Origin of the sequence: Streptomyces sp. NPDC005423 (assembly GCF_040606415.1) — a bacterium.
Lineage (GTDB): Bacteria > Actinomycetota > Actinomycetes > Streptomycetales > Streptomycetaceae > Streptomyces.
In genome coordinates this window covers 32,135-49,597 of record NZ_JBEXET010000021.1, presented here as the reverse complement: position 1 = coordinate 49,597, position 17,463 = coordinate 32,135, and the positions used below count along the sequence as shown (strand labels likewise).

General features: G+C 69.9%; 13 protein-coding genes. 8 read left to right on the top strand and 5 right to left on the bottom strand.

The window, feature by feature from the left end; all coding sequences use genetic code 11:
- Positions 1-16: 16 nt before the first annotated feature.
- On the bottom strand, positions 17-3,682 hold the full coding sequence (locus ABZT12_RS22195) for an ATP-binding protein (protein ID WP_356387159.1): 3,666 nt from the start codon (positions 3,680-3,682) through the stop codon (positions 17-19).
- Positions 3,683-4,514: 832 nt separating this feature from the next.
- Between ABZT12_RS22195 and ABZT12_RS22190 the strand changes: the two genes are divergently transcribed.
- The 7 genes from ABZT12_RS22190 to ABZT12_RS22160 are packed head-to-tail and all read left to right on the top strand — an operon-like array spanning position 4,515 to position 12,508.
- Positions 4,515-6,446 carry a GMC family oxidoreductase gene (locus tag ABZT12_RS22190; RefSeq protein ID WP_356387156.1) on the top strand — a complete coding sequence of 644 codons (1,932 nt, stop codon included), beginning with the start codon at positions 4,515-4,517 and terminating at the stop codon, positions 6,444-6,446.
- Positions 6,443-7,558, top strand: coding sequence for a ferritin-like protein (locus ABZT12_RS22185; protein ID WP_356387153.1), 1,116 nt, complete (start codon positions 6,443-6,445; stop codon positions 7,556-7,558). The genes ABZT12_RS22190 and ABZT12_RS22185 overlap by 4 nt, the downstream gene beginning before the upstream one ends.
- Entirely contained in the window at positions 7,555-8,079 is a 525-nt protein-coding gene (locus ABZT12_RS22180) for a hypothetical protein (RefSeq protein ID WP_356387150.1), read from the top strand. Before ABZT12_RS22185 ends, ABZT12_RS22180 begins: the two co-directional genes overlap by 4 nt.
- Positions 8,076-8,990: a myo-inosose-2 dehydratase gene (gene iolE / locus ABZT12_RS22175; protein ID WP_356387147.1), complete on the top strand. Its 915-nt coding sequence runs from the start codon at positions 8,076-8,078 to the stop codon at positions 8,988-8,990. The genes ABZT12_RS22180 and iolE overlap by 4 nt, the downstream gene beginning before the upstream one ends.
- Positions 8,991-8,992: 2 nt before the next feature.
- Complete coding sequence (locus ABZT12_RS22170; RefSeq protein ID WP_356387144.1) at positions 8,993-9,988, top strand: sugar phosphate isomerase/epimerase family protein; 996 nt, start codon at positions 8,993-8,995, stop codon at positions 9,986-9,988.
- A gap of 29 nt (positions 9,989-10,017) precedes the next feature.
- Positions 10,018-10,833 carry an MBL fold metallo-hydrolase gene (locus ABZT12_RS22165; RefSeq protein WP_356387141.1) on the top strand — a complete coding sequence of 272 codons (816 nt, stop codon included), beginning with the start codon at positions 10,018-10,020 and terminating at the stop codon, positions 10,831-10,833.
- A gap of 19 nt (positions 10,834-10,852) precedes the next feature.
- Positions 10,853-12,508, top strand: coding sequence for a thiamine pyrophosphate-dependent enzyme (locus tag ABZT12_RS22160; RefSeq protein WP_356387138.1), 1,656 nt, complete (start codon positions 10,853-10,855; stop codon positions 12,506-12,508).
- 15 nt (positions 12,509-12,523) lie between these two features.
- Here the strand turns inward: ABZT12_RS22160 and ABZT12_RS22155 are convergent, their stop codons facing one another.
- From ABZT12_RS22155 to ABZT12_RS22145, 3 genes are all read right to left on the bottom strand, one after another.
- Positions 12,524-14,881 (bottom strand): excinuclease ABC subunit UvrA, encoded by a 2,358-nt coding sequence (locus ABZT12_RS22155; protein WP_356387135.1) that lies wholly within the window; start codon positions 14,879-14,881, stop codon positions 12,524-12,526.
- A gap of 142 nt (positions 14,882-15,023) precedes the next feature.
- Complete coding sequence (locus ABZT12_RS22150; protein ID WP_356387133.1) at positions 15,024-16,046, bottom strand: LLM class flavin-dependent oxidoreductase; 1,023 nt, start codon at positions 16,044-16,046, stop codon at positions 15,024-15,026.
- A gap of 114 nt (positions 16,047-16,160) precedes the next feature.
- Entirely contained in the window at positions 16,161-16,610 is a 450-nt protein-coding gene (locus ABZT12_RS22145) for a (2Fe-2S) ferredoxin domain-containing protein (RefSeq protein WP_356387130.1), read from the bottom strand.
- A gap of 74 nt (positions 16,611-16,684) precedes the next feature.
- Between ABZT12_RS22145 and ABZT12_RS22140 the strand changes: the two genes are divergently transcribed.
- On the top strand, positions 16,685-17,176 hold the full coding sequence (locus ABZT12_RS22140; protein WP_356387127.1) for a hypothetical protein: 492 nt from the start codon (positions 16,685-16,687) through the stop codon (positions 17,174-17,176).
- Between the two features lie 60 nt (positions 17,177-17,236).
- On the opposite strand, the gene ABZT12_RS22135 is transcribed toward ABZT12_RS22140, so the two are convergent.
- Positions 17,237-17,452, bottom strand: a complete 216-nt coding sequence (locus ABZT12_RS22135) for a dodecin (protein WP_356387124.1) — start codon at positions 17,450-17,452, stop codon at positions 17,237-17,239.
- Between the last annotated feature and the right edge of the window lie 11 nt (positions 17,453-17,463).

The window sequence follows — 17,463 nt, the reverse complement described above, 5'->3', positions numbered from 1 at the left end:
CTCCTCGCACGGCTCCTCAGAGAAGGTGTTCGTCATGGTCGGTGGTCTTGCGGTTCCGGTTGGCCATCTCTTCCCAGAAGGCGTGCAACTCCCGCACGGGGATACTCACCCAGGGCGCGGTGTGCCGGCTGACGGCCGGCAGGTGCCAGCGGAAGCGGCTGCGCAGGAGTGACTGCTGCTGCCGGCAGAACAGCTCCGCCATCTCCGCCTGTGCGTTCCCGGCCTTGGGCGGATAGGGGCACAGACGGAACTCGCACGGTGACAGGCAGGTGGTGGAGGATTCGTCCCTGTCGGCCTGGCCGACGCTGCGTTCTGGGTGGAGCAGGCCGCGGTCGTGGGTGACACAGTGCGGCAGGGTGTCCTTGTTCGCGAGTTCCAGGCGTTCCTCGACGCCGTCCGGGCGTCCGCTGCCCTCGGTGAGGTTGAGCATGACCAGTACGTCGGCGAGAAGGCGTTGCGCACGGGGGTGCAGGCTGCTCCAGCCGACGGAAGGGGCGATCCACAGGTTGTGCTTGCGGTAGCGCTCCGGATCGGCGGGCGTGGAGCCGACGTTGTCGCTGGCCCCGTTCTCGTCGATCCAGATGAACCGCTCGGGGTGTCCTGTCTCCAATGCAAGGGTCACCAGATCGCCGGCCTCGGCGAGGAACGGGTGGAGGACCGTGCCGGCACCGCGCTCGTAGGCGGCACCGGTGTGGGACGGGGGCTTCGCGTGTGCGCTGCCCGCCATCGCGAGCCATCGGGTGACCGACTTGATGGGCTCCATGGGATTGCCGGCTGCCATGGAGCCGTCCGGTGTGCGGCCGGTGGCCGCCGGTGCGGAACGGCGCCGCCGGTTCGCCGCGCCGGGCCCGGAGGTGCGTCCGATGGTGTCGGGAAGCTCCCACAGGCACAGTGCGTGCAGCAGACTCAGCTGCGCGTACCAGTAGCGGCTGCGGGTGAGCATCTTCTCGGCCTGCTTGACCAGGTAGGCGCGGGTCTCCTCGTAGGCGTCCGGGTGCCGTTTCCTGCGGTTCGCCGCGTTCTTGAAGCCCTGGGCCAGAGCGTTCTCCAGCGAGAGCGGCATGAGCGGGTTCTGCTGTCCGGTCGCGGTGGTCAGGTTGCGCAACCACAGGGTCAGCCGCTCCTTGGCCTCGTCACGGTACTTCTCGGAGACGGACCCGACGACCATGGGCACCAGCCAGGCCCGGAGGGTGAAGTGGCGCCAGCACGCGGTGCGGCTCCGCTGGTACTCGTCCACGATCCTGTCGTGCTTCCGCTGCCTTCGCTCCGCCGCCTCCGGGTCGGCACCGAGGTCCGCGTCCTCTTCACGGAGCCAGGCGGTGTAGTCGTCGTCGAGTTTCCGCTTGGCGTCACGGATCTTGCCCAGGTACTGGGATATGGGATCGGTTCCGAGGGGGAACTCCGTGCGCAGGTCCTGGAAGCCCGCGTCGCCACCGGCGGCGATCTGATGCGCGATCGCGATCCGGACAGCGTGCGAGGGCTCGTGCGTGCCGATCTGGAAGAGCCGCTTGTACGGAAGAGGGGGCCGCGCGGGCTCCTGCCCCGAGCGTTCCGGACGGCGATCACTTCCCCTGGCGCGGCGGTCCCGTTCACGCAGAGCGGCTCCGAAGTTCCGTACCAGCCTCAGCTTCGCACCCTCGATGGTCCGCTGATCGCCTCTGATATCGAGGTCCGCCCACTGTTCTTCGAGGTCCTGGGCCAGCTTGTCCTGCACCGGCACCGGATCGACACAGTCAGCTTCCAGGGCCGCGGCGTACAGGTCGAAGTACTTCGCGTCGTGCCGGTACTCGGCGGCGTGGCTGAGCAACTCGGCGAGTTTCGGCGGCGTTCCACGACCGCTGGGCGCACCGGGATCGGCGGGCGGCACGGTGGCCGGCCGGTGGGCGAGGGGAGCCGCCCGGTGCCGTGAGAGCAGCACCAGGGCGATGAGCAGTTCCCGGGACGGCCCCGGGCTGTGCAGCGCCGGTTCGACGACCGCGCCGATCCTGTCGTCGGCCATCTCCCTCAGCAGGCGATGCCCCAGATACGCCTGGAGGATGCTGTGCGGGAACCGGACCTTGTTGTCGCAGCCGTACACCAGGCCGAGCAACTGTCCGTTGGCGGTGTACCGCGCCAACTCGGTCCGGCACTCGTTGGGGTAGTCCAGGGTGTTCAGCCACGGCGCCGACCCGCCGATCTTCCGGCCCAACACGCGCCAGATCTCACTGCGTTGGGTCGGGGAGAGGGTGAGGCGGGTCCCGAGCTGTCGCGTATCGCCCGGGGGTTCCTGCTGACTGCCAGGCGAGGGCGGGTGGTCACGGAGGTCGTTCATGTGCGCGCTGACGAAGTCGTCGAACGTCACCTCAAGACTGTCCTGCAACAGTCCCAGACAGGCCAGTGCCGACACCACCCACATGGTCTCCCGGCGTTCCCTGCGGTCCATCACCAGGTCGTCGAATATGCGGCCGTCCTCGATGGCCTGACGGTAGGTGTTGAGAAACCCGAGCCGGAGACTGGCGCAGTCGTTGCTGCGGGTGTCCAGCCGGTCGTGCTCGTCACGGAGGGTCAAGTGCTCCAAGAGTCCGCGCTGTTGCAGCAGCCGGGCGATCCGCAGATAGATCGGCGAGTCCACCACCTCGGCGGTCTCCACCACCCAGTCGAGGCGGCGCTCGTCCAGCTCACCGGGTTCCCGCACCAGATACTCCAGGGCCGCTTCCTCGCTCAACGGCTCCATGTCGGCGATCGCGGCCCGGGTACCCTCCAGCGGTGTGTGCGGGCGCGAGGCGATGATCAGAGGCAGCTTCTGGCGGTCCGCCCGCTCTATCGCCCGTCGGATGATGTTGTCGCGGTCCTCCTGGTACTTCTCGTCGAGAAGGGCCTCTTCCAGGCCGTCGGCGATGACGACCACCTTGTCGTCGAGTCTCAGTTGCCGCCACGTCTTGTCGATGCTGCTGCCGGCGAGCACTCCCTGGTCGGCTTCCTCCACGAAGCGGCGCCGTGCCATCTCCTCGAAGTCGAGTTCCCCGTCGCCCTTCGTGTCGCGCAGGCTTATGGGCACCGGAACGGCGGACTGCTCCGCCAGCATCCGGGTGAGCTGCACCAGCACGGCTGTCTTGCCGACGCCCACGCCGCCGACGAGCAGATAGGGCTTCCGCGTTTTCCGGTTACGGAGTGTCCGGGCCATCATCTGCGACAGTTCGCGGCGCCCGACGATCCGGTTGACGAGGGTCCCGGCCGTGGGAACCAGTTCGTGCGGACGCGTACGCGCCTTCTCGATGAGCGGCTTCTTGGTCTTGTGGTACGAGTACAGAAGGAAGAACGCCAGGAGCAGGGAGCCCGTCAGAATGGGGCTCACGATGGAGGAAACGGCGTCGAACCAGTGGGAATCCAGCACGGTGTCGAACTCTGACTTGTGGTGGGGTTGCGAGTAATCGTAGAAGTCCAGTCCCAGCCAGGCGAGCAGCACGGCCGTCCCGAGGAGAGCGTACGCACGCAGCAGGGGGCCGAGGGAGAACCACCCGGGGCGCCAGTTGTGAGCTGTGGCGACGCTCCTGTGCGCCTCCCTCTCGGTCCTGAACGTGCGCCATCTCCTGCCCGTCGCCCCTGACATCCGGGACCATGCCCGTCGCGGATACAACGTGTACCAGGGGGCGCTGCGAGGCCGTTCCTTGCCTTCGGGACGGCGGATCACCTTGGTGGGCATGAGGTCCGTTCCCTCCACGCTGCACATCATGGGCGGGACGTCGTACGAGCGCCGAGTGCGGGCGCGCGGGGAAACGGGCGAGGTGTACTCGCGATGCCACGCAGCACCGCCGCGTTCTCCGCTGCGCGCTGCCACAGCGCGATATCGCCGCCCCGCGTCGAGGGCGTCTGCCTCACGGACATCCGGTGCTTGGGCAGGTCTTCGTTTCCATGAAAGCACTGGCGGGGGAGACCGCAACACGGCCGCCGGCCGGCCCGGGCCGTCCTCCCGCGCGGCCCGGGCGTACGGACGGCGGCCTGCTCCGCACCGGGGCGTGGCGGGTCGGCAACAGGTGCGCGGTGAAGGCGAGTTGGGTGGGCAAGGTGTGCGGGGCGTCCATGGTGACCACCAGGCCGCGCGGCAAGTCGCGCACGTGGAAGCATTTCTGACGTTCTCTCAGGCAACTCCCTCTCGTCCTCCGTCAGGTCGCGGGCATGGGGAGGCCGTGCCCCGGGCCGGCCGAGTCGGCCCGGGGCGGGCGACCGCGGCTCACTCGGCGATCTTGGGGGTTCCCGCGTATCGTTGGTGGAGCGGCAGGGCTCTACGCGCCGCGTGACCAGCAGCGACACCGGACTCGCGGTGTGTACCGTGACCGTCGAAGTCGCTGTCAACGATCCGCGCTCTCCCCGCGCCGTCCATCGGCCCCGGCCTTCAGCCCCGGTACCGACGAGGACGCCGCCCATCTGTCCACCACGCGCGCCCGGGCCGAGGCTGTGTGACCGCGGCCGACCGGCTCGAACTCCGGCCGCCACGCCGGTTCCGGGCGCGCCTGGCAGTGGAGGAGTGACTTCCCATGTACGCGAAGTTCCCCGAGGGGGCGGCGCACCGCACCGATCCCGGGACGGCGGCCGAGGTCCTCTACGACGCCGTCATCGTCGGCGGCGGGATCGCCGGCGCCCTTGTCGCCCTGCGGCTGAGTGACGCCGGCAGAAGGGTGCTGCTCCTCGAAGCGGGCCCGGCCGAAGACCTCACCCTGAGAGGCTACGAGCGCTACCTCGACCGGTTCTACTCGGCCATCAGCAAGGACAACCAGGCCCCCTACCCGGCCGTCGCCAACGCCCCGATGCCCCGCTCCACCGACGCGCGGCGCATCACCCCGGGCGAGCCCGACGCCTCCGCCTACATCGTCCAGAGCGGGCCCCTGGCCACCGACACCACCTACACGCGGGTCCTCGGCGGCACCACCATGCACTGGGAGGGCAAGACGCTGCGGATGCTGCCCGAGGACTTCCGGATGCGGACGCTCTACGGCGAGGGGGCGGACTGGCCGCTCACCTACGAGGACCTCGCCCCGTACTACAACGAGGCCGAACGCGAGATCGGCGTCTCCGCCGACGTGGAGGACCAGGCCTACCTCGGGATCACCTTCGACGAGGAGTACGTCTTCCCCATGAAGGGGCTGCCCCTCTCCTACCTGGACCGGATGGTCGCCAAGGACATCGACGGGATGCCGGCCGAACTCGACGGTGAACGGCGGGAGTTGCGGGTCCGGCCGTTCCCGCAGGGCCGGAACGGGATACCGAACCCGGCCTACGACGGCGGGCGCGGATTCGTGCCGCGAGGAGCAGTGAGCGCGTACCAGGTCGAGGTCGGCGAGCGCTGCCAGGGCAACAACAACTGCGTGCCCATCTGCCCGGTGCAGGCCAAGTACAACGCGGGCAAGACCCTCGCCCTGGCCCTCCAGAGCGGCCGGGTCGACCTGGTGGCCCAGGCGGTGGCCCACAAGGTGCACGTCGACGAGGACACGCACCGGGTGACCGAGATCGAGTACCGCCGCTACGACCGGCCCGACAGTCCCGGCTACACCACGATGAGGGCCCGCGGCCGGCTCTTCGTCCTGGCCGCCAACGCGGTGGAGAACCCCCGGCTGATGCTCGCCTCCGGCCTGCGCGGTTCGAGCGGCCTGATGGGACGCAACTTCATGGACCACGCCTACCTGCTGGCGTGGGGCCTGCTGCCCGAGGTGGCCGGCACCTTCCGCGGCACGAACTGCACGGGCGGCATCACCGACCTGCGCGCCGGCCGCTTCCGCGGCCACCAGGCGGCGTTCACCGTCGACATCCACAACGACGGCTGGGGCTGGGCCCGGGGCGCGCCGATGACCGACCTGATCGGCCTGGTGGACTCCGGTGGCCGCTACGGCGAGTCCCTCCGCCAGGGCCTGGTGGACCAGGTGTCCCGCCAGTTGCAGCTGGCGTTCATGGTCGAGGTCCCCGCCGACCCGAGCAACCGGGTCACCGTGAGCCCGGACTTCACCGACAAGTTGGGGAACATGCGGCCCGTGCTCACCTACGACATACCCGAGTACACGATGCGGGGGGTGGCGTACGCCCGGCAGCTGTCGAAGCGGATCTTCGCCCGGCTGGGGGCCGAGGACCACACCGCGTACGACCCGAACTTCTGGGGCTACACCGTCCACGACGGCGTGGGGTACGAGCTCCGCGGGGGCAACCACCTCGCCGGCACCCATGTGATGGGCCGCACGCCGTCGGACTCGGTGGTGAACGCGGACCAGCGGTGCTGGGATCACGAGAACCTCTACATGGTGGGCGGCGGAAGCATGCCCACCGTGGGCACCTCGAACGTGACGCTCACCGTCGCCGCCCTGTGCCTGCGCAGCGTCCGGGCCATGCTGGCGCAGCTCGACTCCGAGACCGCGCCGATATACGTGACCTCCGACCGGCGCCTCGCGGCACCGGCCGTCCAGGGGGAGGCGGCCCCATGACCGTGTCGACCATCGAGAACCGCGACGACCTGCTCAGCTACCTGAACGCGGCGATGTCCCTGGAGCACGCGACCATCCCGCCGTACCTGACCGCGTACTACTCCATCCGTTCCGGCACCAACTCCGACGCCGCCCACATCATCCGGGTGACCGCGGTGGAGGAGATGCTGCACCTGACCCTCGTCGCCAACATCCTGAACGCCATCGGCGGCAAGCCCGACCTGACCCGGCCCGGCTTCGTGCCGTCCTATCCGGCCTACCTGCCGGACGGGGAGGACGATTTCACCGTCGACCTGCGGCCGTTCTCCCCCGAAGCGGTGGAGACGTTCTGCAAGATCGAGCGGCCGGGCAAGGCCCCGAGCGTCGACTCGCGGCTGGTGCGGACGACGGACGGCAGGACCCCGCTCCTGGTCTCCAGCCCCACGGCCGAGGAGATGCGCTTCTACAGCATCGGCGAGTTCTACGAGGAGATAAGCGAAGGGCTCGAAAAGGTGGCGGTCGGCGACCCCGCGCTGTTCTGCGGGGATCCGGCCCGTCAGGTGGGCCCCGAGTACTTCTACTCCGGCGGCGGGGAGATGATCGTCGTCTCCGACCTCGACTCGGCGCAGCAGGCGCTCCGCTTCATCGCGGGCCAGGGCGAGGGCCTCGACTCAGGCATCTACAACGCGGACGGGGAGCTGGCCCACTACTACCGGTTCCGGCAGCTGCAACTCGGGCGCTACTACCAGGTGGGCGACCACCCCGGTGCGCCCTCGGGGCCTCCGCTGAGCATCGCCTGGGACGACGTGCACCAGGTGAAGGTGAGCGTCCGGCTGGCCGACTATCCGGCGGGATCCGAACTCGCCCGGGTGGCACGGGAGTTCAACGCCGAGTACGGCGACTTCCTCGCGCTGCTCACGAAGGCGTTCAACGGGCGGCCGGGCCTCTTGCAGGAGGGCGTCTGCGAGATGTTCCGCCTGCGCGACGGGTTCAACCGGCTGGTGTGCAACCCGCTGCCCGGCAGCGACGGCCAGCACGCCGCTCCCACCTTCGAGATTCCGGCCGCGGCCGGGTCCGATCCGCCGGCCCCACCAGGCGTCGCCAGTGCGGCAGTTCGGACGGTGACGCGATGACCGCCCCGTCGTTCGAAAGGTTCCTCCTCCTGTCGGTCGACCTCACCGCCTTCGAGGAGACCGATCTGCTCGGCACCGGCATGGCCCACAAGTATCTGGCGAAAGTGCGGGCCGCCTGCGGCGACGAGGTCGTCGCCGCCCTCCTGGACGCCCACCGGGCGGCCCGGGCCGACGCCGCCGGAAGCGCCGGAAGCCACGCCCGGGCGCCACTCGACCGGGACCTGTTCGACCGGGCCCTGCGCCACCGGATTCTCAGCGACGACCGGCTCGGCCCGGTGGCCCGCAACGTGATCAAGCTCTGGTACGCCGGGCTGTGGTACGCGCTGCCGCCCGAGTGGATCGACCGCTACGGGGCCCAGACGGCGGCGGGAACCTCCACGGTCACCCCCGCCGCCTACCAGGAGGGGCTGCTGTGGCGGGCCATCGGAGCCAATCCGCCGGGTGCGAAGGCACCCGGATACGGCTCCTGGGCCCAGCCACCCCGCATCGCGGACCGCTACCTGAAAGAGGCGACAAGATGACGGACGTAACCGAGCGTCTCAGCCCGGACAAGGTGAAGCTCGGCGTCTGCTGCACCCTGTGGTGGAACGACGACTTTCCCAGCATCGACGCCGGCATCTCCTTCGGCCAGGCCGTGAGCGACATGGCGCTCGCCGGCTTCGAGGGGTGCAGCCTCGGGCACAAGTACCCCGCGGACACCGCCGAGTTGAAGGCCGCCCTCGATCTCCGCGGCCTGCGGGTGTCCGAGCCCTGGACGAGCACGTACTTCACGGTCGGCAACATGCGGCAGAAGACGATCGCCGCCTTCGAGGAGACCCTGGCCCGCATCAGGGCGCTGGGCGGGAGCGAGCTGGTGGTGGCCGAGTTCGGCGCTTCGTCGCACCTGCTGCCCGTGGACGTGTTCGCCAACCGTCCGGTCTTCACCGACCCCCAGTGGGACGCCCTCACGTCCGGCCTGGACGAGCTCGGCAAGATCGCCGGCTCGGCCGGGATGAAGCTCAGCTACCACCACCACATGGGCACCGGCGTCATGACGCGGGCCGACATCGACCGGCTGATGGCCTCGACCGATCCCGGGTATGTGCACCTGCTGCTCGACACCGGCCACATCGCCTTCGCCGGCGACGATCCGCTGGAGCTGGCCAGGGCCTACGCCGACCGTATCGGCCATGTCCACCTGAAGAGCGTCCGGCCCGAGATCGTGCGCAGGGTGCGGGAAGAGGGCCTGTCGTTCCAGGAGGGCATCGAGTTCGGCGTCTTCACCGTGCCGGGAGACGGCGGCATCGACTTCCGGCCCATCCTCGGAGCGCTGGGCGCCGCGCATTACCAGGGGTGGCTGGTCGTGGAGGCGGAACAGGACCCCAACAAGGCCGTCCCGCTCGAGTACGCCAAGAAGGCCCGCGCCTACCTCGCCGACGTCCTGGGCTGGTGACCATGAACGCGAAAGCCGGACGAGACGTACTCTTCAGCTTCTTCATGTTCACGGCCGACCTGCGGCCCGGGGACGCGCGGTATTGCCGGACACTGATCCGGCACCTCAAGACCCTCACCGACATGGGCTACGACGGTTTCGACGTGCACATCGCCGCCCAGCCCGCGACCGTCGACCACAAAGTCGAGGTCGACCGCTACGTCGGCCTCAAGAAGACCTTCGACCAAGCGGGGCTCGGCGAGGTGAAGTTCACCACCAACGTCGGGACCACGCGCACCTTCGACCCGACGTCGCCCTACGAGGAGCAGCGCCAACAGGCCCTGTCCTACCTCAAGTCACGCGTCGACATCACACGGGTCCTGGGCGGCGACTCGATCATGTCCGGGCCGTTCATCTACCCCTACGGCGTCTTCCCGGTCACGGAGACCGACGAGCCGATCTGGAGCGACGCCCTCCAGGAGTGGATGAAACCGCGCTACGAGGCGGCCCGTTCCGTCTTCGAAGAGCTGCTGGAGTACGCCGCGGCGCGAGAGGTGAGGCTCGCCGTCGAGCCCGTCAAGAGCTGGGAGACACCGCCGCCCAACATGGTCTCGGAGGTACTGGACTTCCTTGAGGGCCTTGAGCACGCGCGGGGCGGCGTGACGATCGACACGGCGCAGGTCCTGATGGAGAGCCAGGGCCCGGCGGTCCTCAGGGAGAACGTCGCGCGAGCGGTACGGCAGGACCGGCTCTACTACGTCCACATCTCCGCGCCCGACCGGGGGGCGGTGAAGGACAGCTGGATCCCGTGGGACGTCATCTCCCACGAGATCGAGCCGGTGTACCGCGGGCCGTACCTGATCGAGGTGTTCAACGCGATCCCGCCGTTCGACAGCTCCATGCGCATGGCACGCCGGCGCTTCTGGCGACCCGGCGAGGACGACCCGGTGCCCGACCGGGACAGCGCCTACGACGTGGCGAGGGCCGCGTTGGAGGAGCTGCGGGAGAAGACCGCATAACGTCGGAGAGGCCGCCCATGCTGGCTCAGATGTCGGACCCCATCATCATGGTCGTGAAGCGGACGAGCGACGTCCGTATCCACACCTTCGTCGCGTCCTTCGCGTACAACAACATCGCGAACGCCACGCACATCATCGAGACCGAGCACCGACTGGTCCTCGTCGACGGCCAGTTCCTCGCCCCCTACGCCAGGGCGTTCCGGGACTACGCGGACAGCCTGGGCAAGCCGATCGACCGGCTGTACCTCTCTCACCGGCACCCGGACCACTGGTTCGGTCTGGGGACCGCGTTCACCGACGTCCCGGTCCACACGCTCTCCGAAACCATGACGTTCATCCGTGACCACGGAGAGGATTCGAGAAGTGACCACCAGAAACTCGGTGACCTCGCCCCGGAGCGCATAGTCGTTCCCGAACATGTCGCCGGTCCCGGTGAGGAGACGATCGACGGGGTCAGGTATGTCTTCGACCGGGTGACGGACACCGAGATCGACTACCACCTCACCATCAAACTTCCCGAGACAGGCGTGTACTTCACTCAGGACCTGATCTACAGCGGCACCCATCTGTACCTGACGAAACACATGGACCACTGGATCCGGGTGCTGCAGGACATGCTGGTGTCGGAGTACGAGTTGTTCATGCCGGGCCACGGCTTGCCGGCCGACAAGAACGAGGTCGCCCGCAACATCGAGTACCTCTCCGCCGCCCGGCAGGCCGTCGACAACGGGCTGACGGGCGACGCCTTCAGGAGTTTCCTGCTCCAGCGGTATCCGGAACGCAGGTGCCCGGGCATCTTCGACATCTACCTGCCCCGGCTGTTCGGCGGCGCGAGCGACTACTGACCACGGAGGTGCGTCAACCATGAACGAGGGCTGCACTGTAGGACGGTACCTGGTGGACCGGCTCCGCCAACTGGGGTTGGAGCACCTGTTCGCGATCGCGGGCGACTACTCGATCGAGTGGCTGAACCGGTATGTCGCGCCGAGCGGCATGAACATCGTCGAGGAAGTCAACGAGGTCAACGCCGGTTACGCGGCGGACGGATACGCCAGGATCAAGGGAATCGGCGCCCTCTGCGTCACCTACTCCGCGGGCGCGCTGTGTGCCGTGAACGCTGTCGCCGGCGCCTATGTCGAGAGGGTGCCGCTCGTGCTGATCAACGGCACACCGAGCGTGAAGAAGACCATCACCTTCGAGCAGACCGGCTTCAGCGCGCATCACTTCATCAGCGGACGCGACACGGATCTCCAGTCGTTCGAGCACCTGACGGTGGCGGCCATAAGGATCGACAATCCGGACCTCGCTCCGACGCTCATCGACTACGCGCTGACCCAGTGCGTCAGCGCGCGTCGCCCGGTCTACATCGAACTGCTCCAGGACATGGTCGACTTGGAGTGCGAGCCGCCGAGGGGCGTTCTCCGGCCGGCCAGGATCATGTCGGACGAGACCAGTCTCCAACAGTCGGTCGCCCAGATATGCGCACAGCTCGAAAGCGCCGAGAATCCCCTCATCTGGCTCGGCGTGGAGATCGACCGTTTCGGCCTTCAGGACAAGGCCATGAGTTTGATCCAGCAACTGAACGTCCCCTTCGCCACGGAACTCCTCAGCAAGGCCGTCCTGTCCGAGGACGACCCGCTGTTCGTCGGCGTGCTCGACGGCCAGGCGTCGTCGACGGTCGTGACGGAGCTGGCCGGCACGTCCGACTTCGTCCTGGCCCTCGGGGTGTGGCTGACGGACATCAACTCGTTGGGCTGGGACCCGGATTACGCAAAGACCGCGTTCGCGTCGTTCGACGCGGTCAAGTTCGGCACCTATTTCGGCGGGCAGGTCGCGTTGGAGCACCTGATCGACGGCATCCTGGCGGAGAAGATCGCGCCCAAGGAGCGGAAACTGCCGGAGATCCCGGCCCGCAGCGCGCCGACCGTCGACGGGGCCGATGTCATCACGTACCAGGGGTTCTACGACTACATCCAGCAGTACGTCGACAGGAACACCATCGTCGGCGCCGACGCGAGCATGAACTACTTCGGGAGTCTGCTGCTCGAAGTGCCCAGCCGGGGCGGGTTCATCGTCCAGTCGTCCTACTCGTCGATCGGTTACAGCGCGCCGGCCGCGACGGGTATCTGCCTGGCGAAGGGTTTTGACCAGCGGGTCATGGTCTTCTCGGGTGACGGCGGCTTCCAGATGACCGCCCAATGCCTGTCGACGCAGACGCGGTTGGGGCTCGACCCGATCATCTTCGTCATCGACAACGGCGTCTACGCCGTGGAGCAGTGGCTCGCCGACGCGGCCGTGTTCCACACCGACGAGCCGTTCTACCAGCCCTGCGAGCTGCACCGCTGGAACTACAGCAAGCTGGCGGACGTCTTCGGCTGCCGGGGATGGGAGGTCGGCACGTACGGCGAGCTGGGGGAGGCCGTGACGGGTGCACTGGAGAACGCGAGGGGGCCGTCCCTCATCCAGGTGCGAGTGCCCCAGAAAACGATCCCCGAGAACGCCGGTTGGAAGGCCCATTGATCCCTCGACAGAGCCCTACCGGACCCCTCCGAGCGCCCGGGCGAGATACGGTGCCGTGGCGCTGCCCGGATCCCGGGCCACCTCGGCCGGTGGTCCCGCCGCGACGATCCGGCCGCCCGCGTCGCCGCCGCCCGGTCCGAGGTCGACCACCCAGTCGGCGCCGGCCACCACGTCCATGTCGTGCTCGACGACCACCACCGTGTGACCGGCGTCCACGAGACCGTGCAACTGGCGCAGCAGCACCTCGACATCGGCCGGATGAAGACCGGTCGTCGGCTCGTCGAGGAGGTACAGGGTGTGGCCGCGCCGCCCGCGCTGGAGTTCGTTCGCCAGCTTGATGCGCTGGGCCTCGCCGCCCGACAGGTCCGTCGCCGGCCGGCCGAGGGAGAGATAGCCGAGGCCGACGTCGAGCAGCGCGCCGAGGCTGCGGGCCACGGCCGGGGTGTCCGCGAAGAAGTCCGCCGCGGCCTCCACGGTCAGGTCCAGGACCTGCGCGATGTTCCTTCCCCGGTACGTCACTTCGAGCGTCTCGGGGTTGTAGCGCGCCCCGCCGCACTCCGGGCACGGTGCGTAGGTGCTGGGGAGGAAGAGCAGCTCCACGCTGACGAACCCCTCGCCCTGGCAGGTCTCGCAGCGTCCTCCGCCGGCGGAGGGACCCCCGGCGACGTTGAAGGAGAACCGGCCCACGCCGTAACCCCGTTGCCGGGCCTGGTCGGTGGCGGCGAACACCTTCCGGACGACGTCGAAGAGGCCGGTGTAGGTGGCGAGGTTCGAGCGCGGGGTGCGGCCGATCGGCTTCTGGTCGACCGACACCAGCCGTCCGACGCCCGGTAGTTGCTCCGTGATCTCACCGATGAGCGTCGACTTGCCGGACCCGGAGACACCGGTGACCGCGGTGAACACACCGAGCGGCACGTCGGCCGTCACCCCGCGCAGGTTGTGCCGGGTCACCGGACCCACCCCCAACCAGCCCCGCGGAGCGCGGACTTGACGGTCGGGCGCGGGGGAGCGGTCGAACAGGAAGCGGGCCGTCACCGACTCCGCCACCCGCTCCAGCCCGTCCACCGGCCCGCTGTGCAGCACCCGTCCGCCGTGCTCCCCGGCGAGCGGACCCACGTCGACCAGCCACTCGGCGCCGCGCACCACGTCGAGGTGGTGCTCGACGACGAAGACCGAGTTGCCGGCCGACTTCAGCCGCTCCAGCACCCCGAGCAGCGCCTCGGTGTCCGCCGGGTGCAGTCCGGCGGACGGCTCGTCCAGGACGTAGACGACACCGAAGAGGCCGGAGCGCAACTGCGTTGCCAGGCGCAGCCGTTGCAGCTCGCCCGCGGAGAGGGTGGGGGTGGCGCGGTCCAGGCTGAGGTAGCCGAGGCCGAGTTCGAGGACGGGGGCGATACGGGAGGTGAGGTCCTCGGTGAGGACGCGTGCGGCCTCGGAGTCCCCGCTGAGCGCGCCGGCCAGTTCCGCGAGCGGCAGCGCGGCGAGTTCGGCGATCGTACGGCCCGCGACGGTCACCGCCAGCGCCTCCGCGCGCAGCCTCGCGCCACCGCACACCGGGCACGGCGTACTGGTCAGGAACCGCTCCGCCCGGGCCCGCAGTTGGGGGCTCTTGGAGTCCGCGAACGTCTTCAGGACGTAGCGTCGTGCGCTCATGTACGTGCCCTGGTACGGCCGTTGGATCCGGTCGGCGTCCCGCACCGGGTGCACGGTCACCACCGGCTGCTCGTCGGTGAACAGGATCCACTCGCGCTCCCGGGCGGGCAGTTCGCGCCACGGCCGGTGCACGTCGTGACCGAGCGCGTCGAGGATGTCCCGCAGGTTCTTGCCCTGCCAGGCGCCCGGCCACGCGGCGATCGCGCCGTCCCGGATCGACAGCCCGGGGTCGGGGACCAGCGACTCCTCGGTCGTCCGGTGCACCCGGCCCAGACCGTGGCACTCGGGGCACGCCCCCACCGCCGTGTTGGGGGAGAAGGAGTCAGAGTCCAGCCGCGCGGCGCCCGGCGGATAGTCACCGGCGCGGGAGAAGAGCATGCGCAGGGAGTTGGAGAGGCTGGTGACCGTGCCGACGGAGGAGCGGGAGGTGGGGGCGGCGCGGCGCTGCTGGAGGGAGACGGCGGGCGGCAGGCCGGTGATCTCGCCGACCTTGGGGGCGCCGACCTGATGGATGAGCCGGCGGGCGTACGGCGCGACCGACTCGAAGTAGCGGCGCTGGGCCTCCGCGTAGATGGTGCCGAAGGCGAGCGACGACTTCCCCGAGCCGGACACCCCTGTGAACACGGTCAACACGTCCCGGGGGATGTCGACGTCCACGTTCTTCAGGTTGTGCTCGCGGGCGCCGCGGACCCGGACGTACGGGTCGGGTGAGCTGGACATCAGGGGCTGCTCCGTACGCGTCTTCGGCCGGGTCGGGACAAATCGACCGATTGTATGCACAGGTGGTGCCTGTTCCTGGACCGGAGCGGGCGGGGCCTGCCGGCGGATGCCCGCCCGGGTGCCGGCCGCTTCCGGTCGGTGCTCACCCCGTGAGCGAGGCGATCCGGGCGAGCCGCCGGAAGGAGTCCAGCAGGGCCTCCCGGTCGTAGGTGCTGGTGGTGACGAGGACCTCCTGGGCCCCCGTCTCCGCCAGCACCGCGGCCAGCTCGTGGGCGACCCGTTCCTGGGTGCCCGCGAGCCGCCCGGTCAGCCCGGACTCGTAGAAGCCGCGCTCCCTGCCGCTCATCGTCAGTGCCTCGACGCGCTCGGCGGGCGGCAGGGGCGGGAAGGTGCCGTGGGTGCGCGAGTACGCCATGGACCAGGCCTCGGGGACGAGCAGCCGCCGTGCCGCTTCCTCGGATTCGGCCACCGCGATCGCGCCCGAGACGACGACGTACGGTTTCGCCGCCCATGGCGAGGGCCGGAACTCCGTGCGGTAGCGGTCGATGCCGCGCAGCATCTTCTCCCGGTTCCCGAGGTCGCCGATGACCATGGGCAGCCCGGCCCGCGCGGCGATCTCGGCGCCCTCGCCCATGGCGAGCACGAACGGCGGCACGCTCAGCCCCTCCGCCGGCCGCGCGTGCACCCCCGTGGGGGAGGTGCCCCGGAACCAGCCCAGGAGTTCCTCGAGGTGTGCGGCGAAGTCGTCGGCGTCGCCCTTGTCGCGCCCCAGCGCCCTGCGCACGCCGTCCGTGAAGCCGACCGAGCGGCCGAGCCCCATGTCGATCCGGCCCGGGAAGAGCGCCTCCAGCACCCCGAACTGCTCGGCCACGACCAGGGGTTGGTGGTTGGGCAGCATCACTCCGCCGGTGCCGACCCGGATCGTCCGGGTGGCCGAGGCGACGGCGGCGGCCAGCACGGTCGGCGCGGAACCGGCGACCCCGGGGACGCCGTGGTGCTCCGACACCCAGAACCGGTGGTACCCCAGCCGCTCCACCTCCCGCGCCAGCCGCACGGTGTCCCGCAGCGCCTCGGCGGGCGGGCGGCCCGCACGGGTGCGGGAACGGTCGAGGACGGAGAAGGGCACGGCCGGCGGCCGGGAGCCGGCGGGTTCGGTGGCTGTCATCTGCGCTGATTCCTTTCCGCTCCGCAGCCTATGCCGGGCGCCGACCGGGGTGACGGGCAGCCGGGGAGGCGGCCGTGGGCGCCGGCCGGACCGGTCGTGCGGCGGGCACCGCCGTCAGCGGCGCGAGCGGACCCGTGCGTCCCGGGGCGGCTCGATGAACTGCAACTCCAGCGTGACGGGCGGCTCGGCGACCCCCGGCCCGCCCGCCGCCGCCCACTGGAGGAGTTCCTCGGTGCAGTCGTCGTCCATGGCGAACCCGACCCAGGCCGGCCGGCCGCCGGCCCGGCGCCCGGCGGCCGACGGCTGGACGACGATGACGTTGGCCTGGTCGCACGGGCCGAGGCACTCCGTCGTACGGACGGCGAACCCGTGCTCGGCGGCGCCCGCCCGCAGCCGCTCCAGCTGCCAGGCGTGATCCGTGCCCGGATGCTTGCGCGGATCGCCGCAGCAGCAGCCCCGGCAGACCACCAGGGTGCAGGGCCGCGCCCGCGCGGCGCCCAGCAGGAACGTACGCGGGGCGGGAGCGCCGGGAGCTGCGGGAGCGGCGGCGGAGACGGAAGGCATGGGAGAAGCATGCGGCCCGGGCCGGGACTCCCCGGCACCGGGGGCCGCTTCCGCTCCTGTCTAAGGTGAGCGGTGTGACAGATGACAGCACGCTCCCGCTCGCCGTGTTCGACCTCGACAACACGTTGGCCGACACCGCGCACCGGCAGCGGTTCCTCCAGCAGGAGCCGAAGGACTGGGACGGCTTCTTCGCCGCCGCCACGCAGGACCCGCCGCTCGCCGAGGGGGTCGCGCTGGCTCTGGCGAGCGCCGAGAAGTGCGAGGTCGTCTATCTGACCGGACGCCCCGAGCGCTGCCGCCGCGACACGATCGTCTGGCTCACCGCGCAGGGGCTGCCCGACGGGCGCGTCTTCATGCGGCGCGACTTCGACCGCAGGCCCGCCCGCCACACCAAGCTGCAGATCCTGCGGCGCCTGGCCCGGCAGCAGGAGATCAGCGTCCTGGTGGACGACGACGAGCTGGTGTGCGACGACGCCGAGCAGGCCGGGTTCACCGTGGTACGGGCCCGCTGGGGGGCCTCCTCCGCCGCGCTGGAGTCGGCGCAGGAGGACGAGGGACGGACCTGACGGTCCCCGGGCGCCCCAGGGACCCGGGCATCCGGCGAGCGGCGGCCCGGGGGCGGACCGTCAGGCCTCGTCGTCGATCCGGAAGCCCACCTTGAGGCCGACCTGGTAGTGCTCGACCTGACCGTTCTCGATCTGGCCCCTCACCTGGGTCACCTCGAACCAGTCCAGGTTGCGCAGCGTCCGCGAGGCACGGGAGACGCCGTTGCGGATGGCCTGGTCGATGCCCTCGTGAGAGGTTCCGACGATCTCGGTGACCCGGTAGGTGTGGTCGGACATGGGGTGCTCCT

What these genes read in the sequence shown, in the direction of transcription:
- ABZT12_RS22180 (WP_356387150.1), top strand. Translation starts at nt 7,555, where the DNA reads ATGACCGCCCCGTCGTTCGAAAGGTTCCTCCTCCTGTCGGTCGACCTC.
- ABZT12_RS22185 (WP_356387153.1), top strand. Translation starts at nt 6,443, where the DNA reads ATGACCGTGTCGACCATCGAGAACCGCGACGACCTGCTCAGCTACCTG.
- ABZT12_RS22145 (WP_356387130.1), bottom strand. Translation starts at nt 16,610, where the DNA reads ATGCCTTCCGTCTCCGCCGCCGCTCCCGCAGCTCCCGGCGCTCCCGCC.
- ABZT12_RS22150 (WP_356387133.1), bottom strand. Translation starts at nt 16,046, where the DNA reads ATGACAGCCACCGAACCCGCCGGCTCCCGGCCGCCGGCCGTGCCCTTC.
- ABZT12_RS22165 (WP_356387141.1), top strand. Translation starts at nt 10,018, where the DNA reads ATGTCGGACCCCATCATCATGGTCGTGAAGCGGACGAGCGACGTCCGT.
- iolE (WP_356387147.1), top strand. Translation starts at nt 8,076, where the DNA reads ATGACGGACGTAACCGAGCGTCTCAGCCCGGACAAGGTGAAGCTCGGC.
- ABZT12_RS22135 (WP_356387124.1), bottom strand. Translation starts at nt 17,452, where the DNA reads ATGTCCGACCACACCTACCGGGTCACCGAGATCGTCGGAACCTCTCAC.
- ABZT12_RS22160 (WP_356387138.1), top strand. Translation starts at nt 10,853, where the DNA reads ATGAACGAGGGCTGCACTGTAGGACGGTACCTGGTGGACCGGCTCCGC.
- ABZT12_RS22170 (WP_356387144.1), top strand. Translation starts at nt 8,993, where the DNA reads ATGAACGCGAAAGCCGGACGAGACGTACTCTTCAGCTTCTTCATGTTC.
- ABZT12_RS22195 (WP_356387159.1), bottom strand. Translation starts at nt 3,682, where the DNA reads ATGCCCACCAAGGTGATCCGCCGTCCCGAAGGCAAGGAACGGCCTCGC.
- ABZT12_RS22190 (WP_356387156.1), top strand. Translation starts at nt 4,515, where the DNA reads ATGTACGCGAAGTTCCCCGAGGGGGCGGCGCACCGCACCGATCCCGGG.
- ABZT12_RS22155 (WP_356387135.1), bottom strand. Translation starts at nt 14,881, where the DNA reads ATGTCCAGCTCACCCGACCCGTACGTCCGGGTCCGCGGCGCCCGCGAG.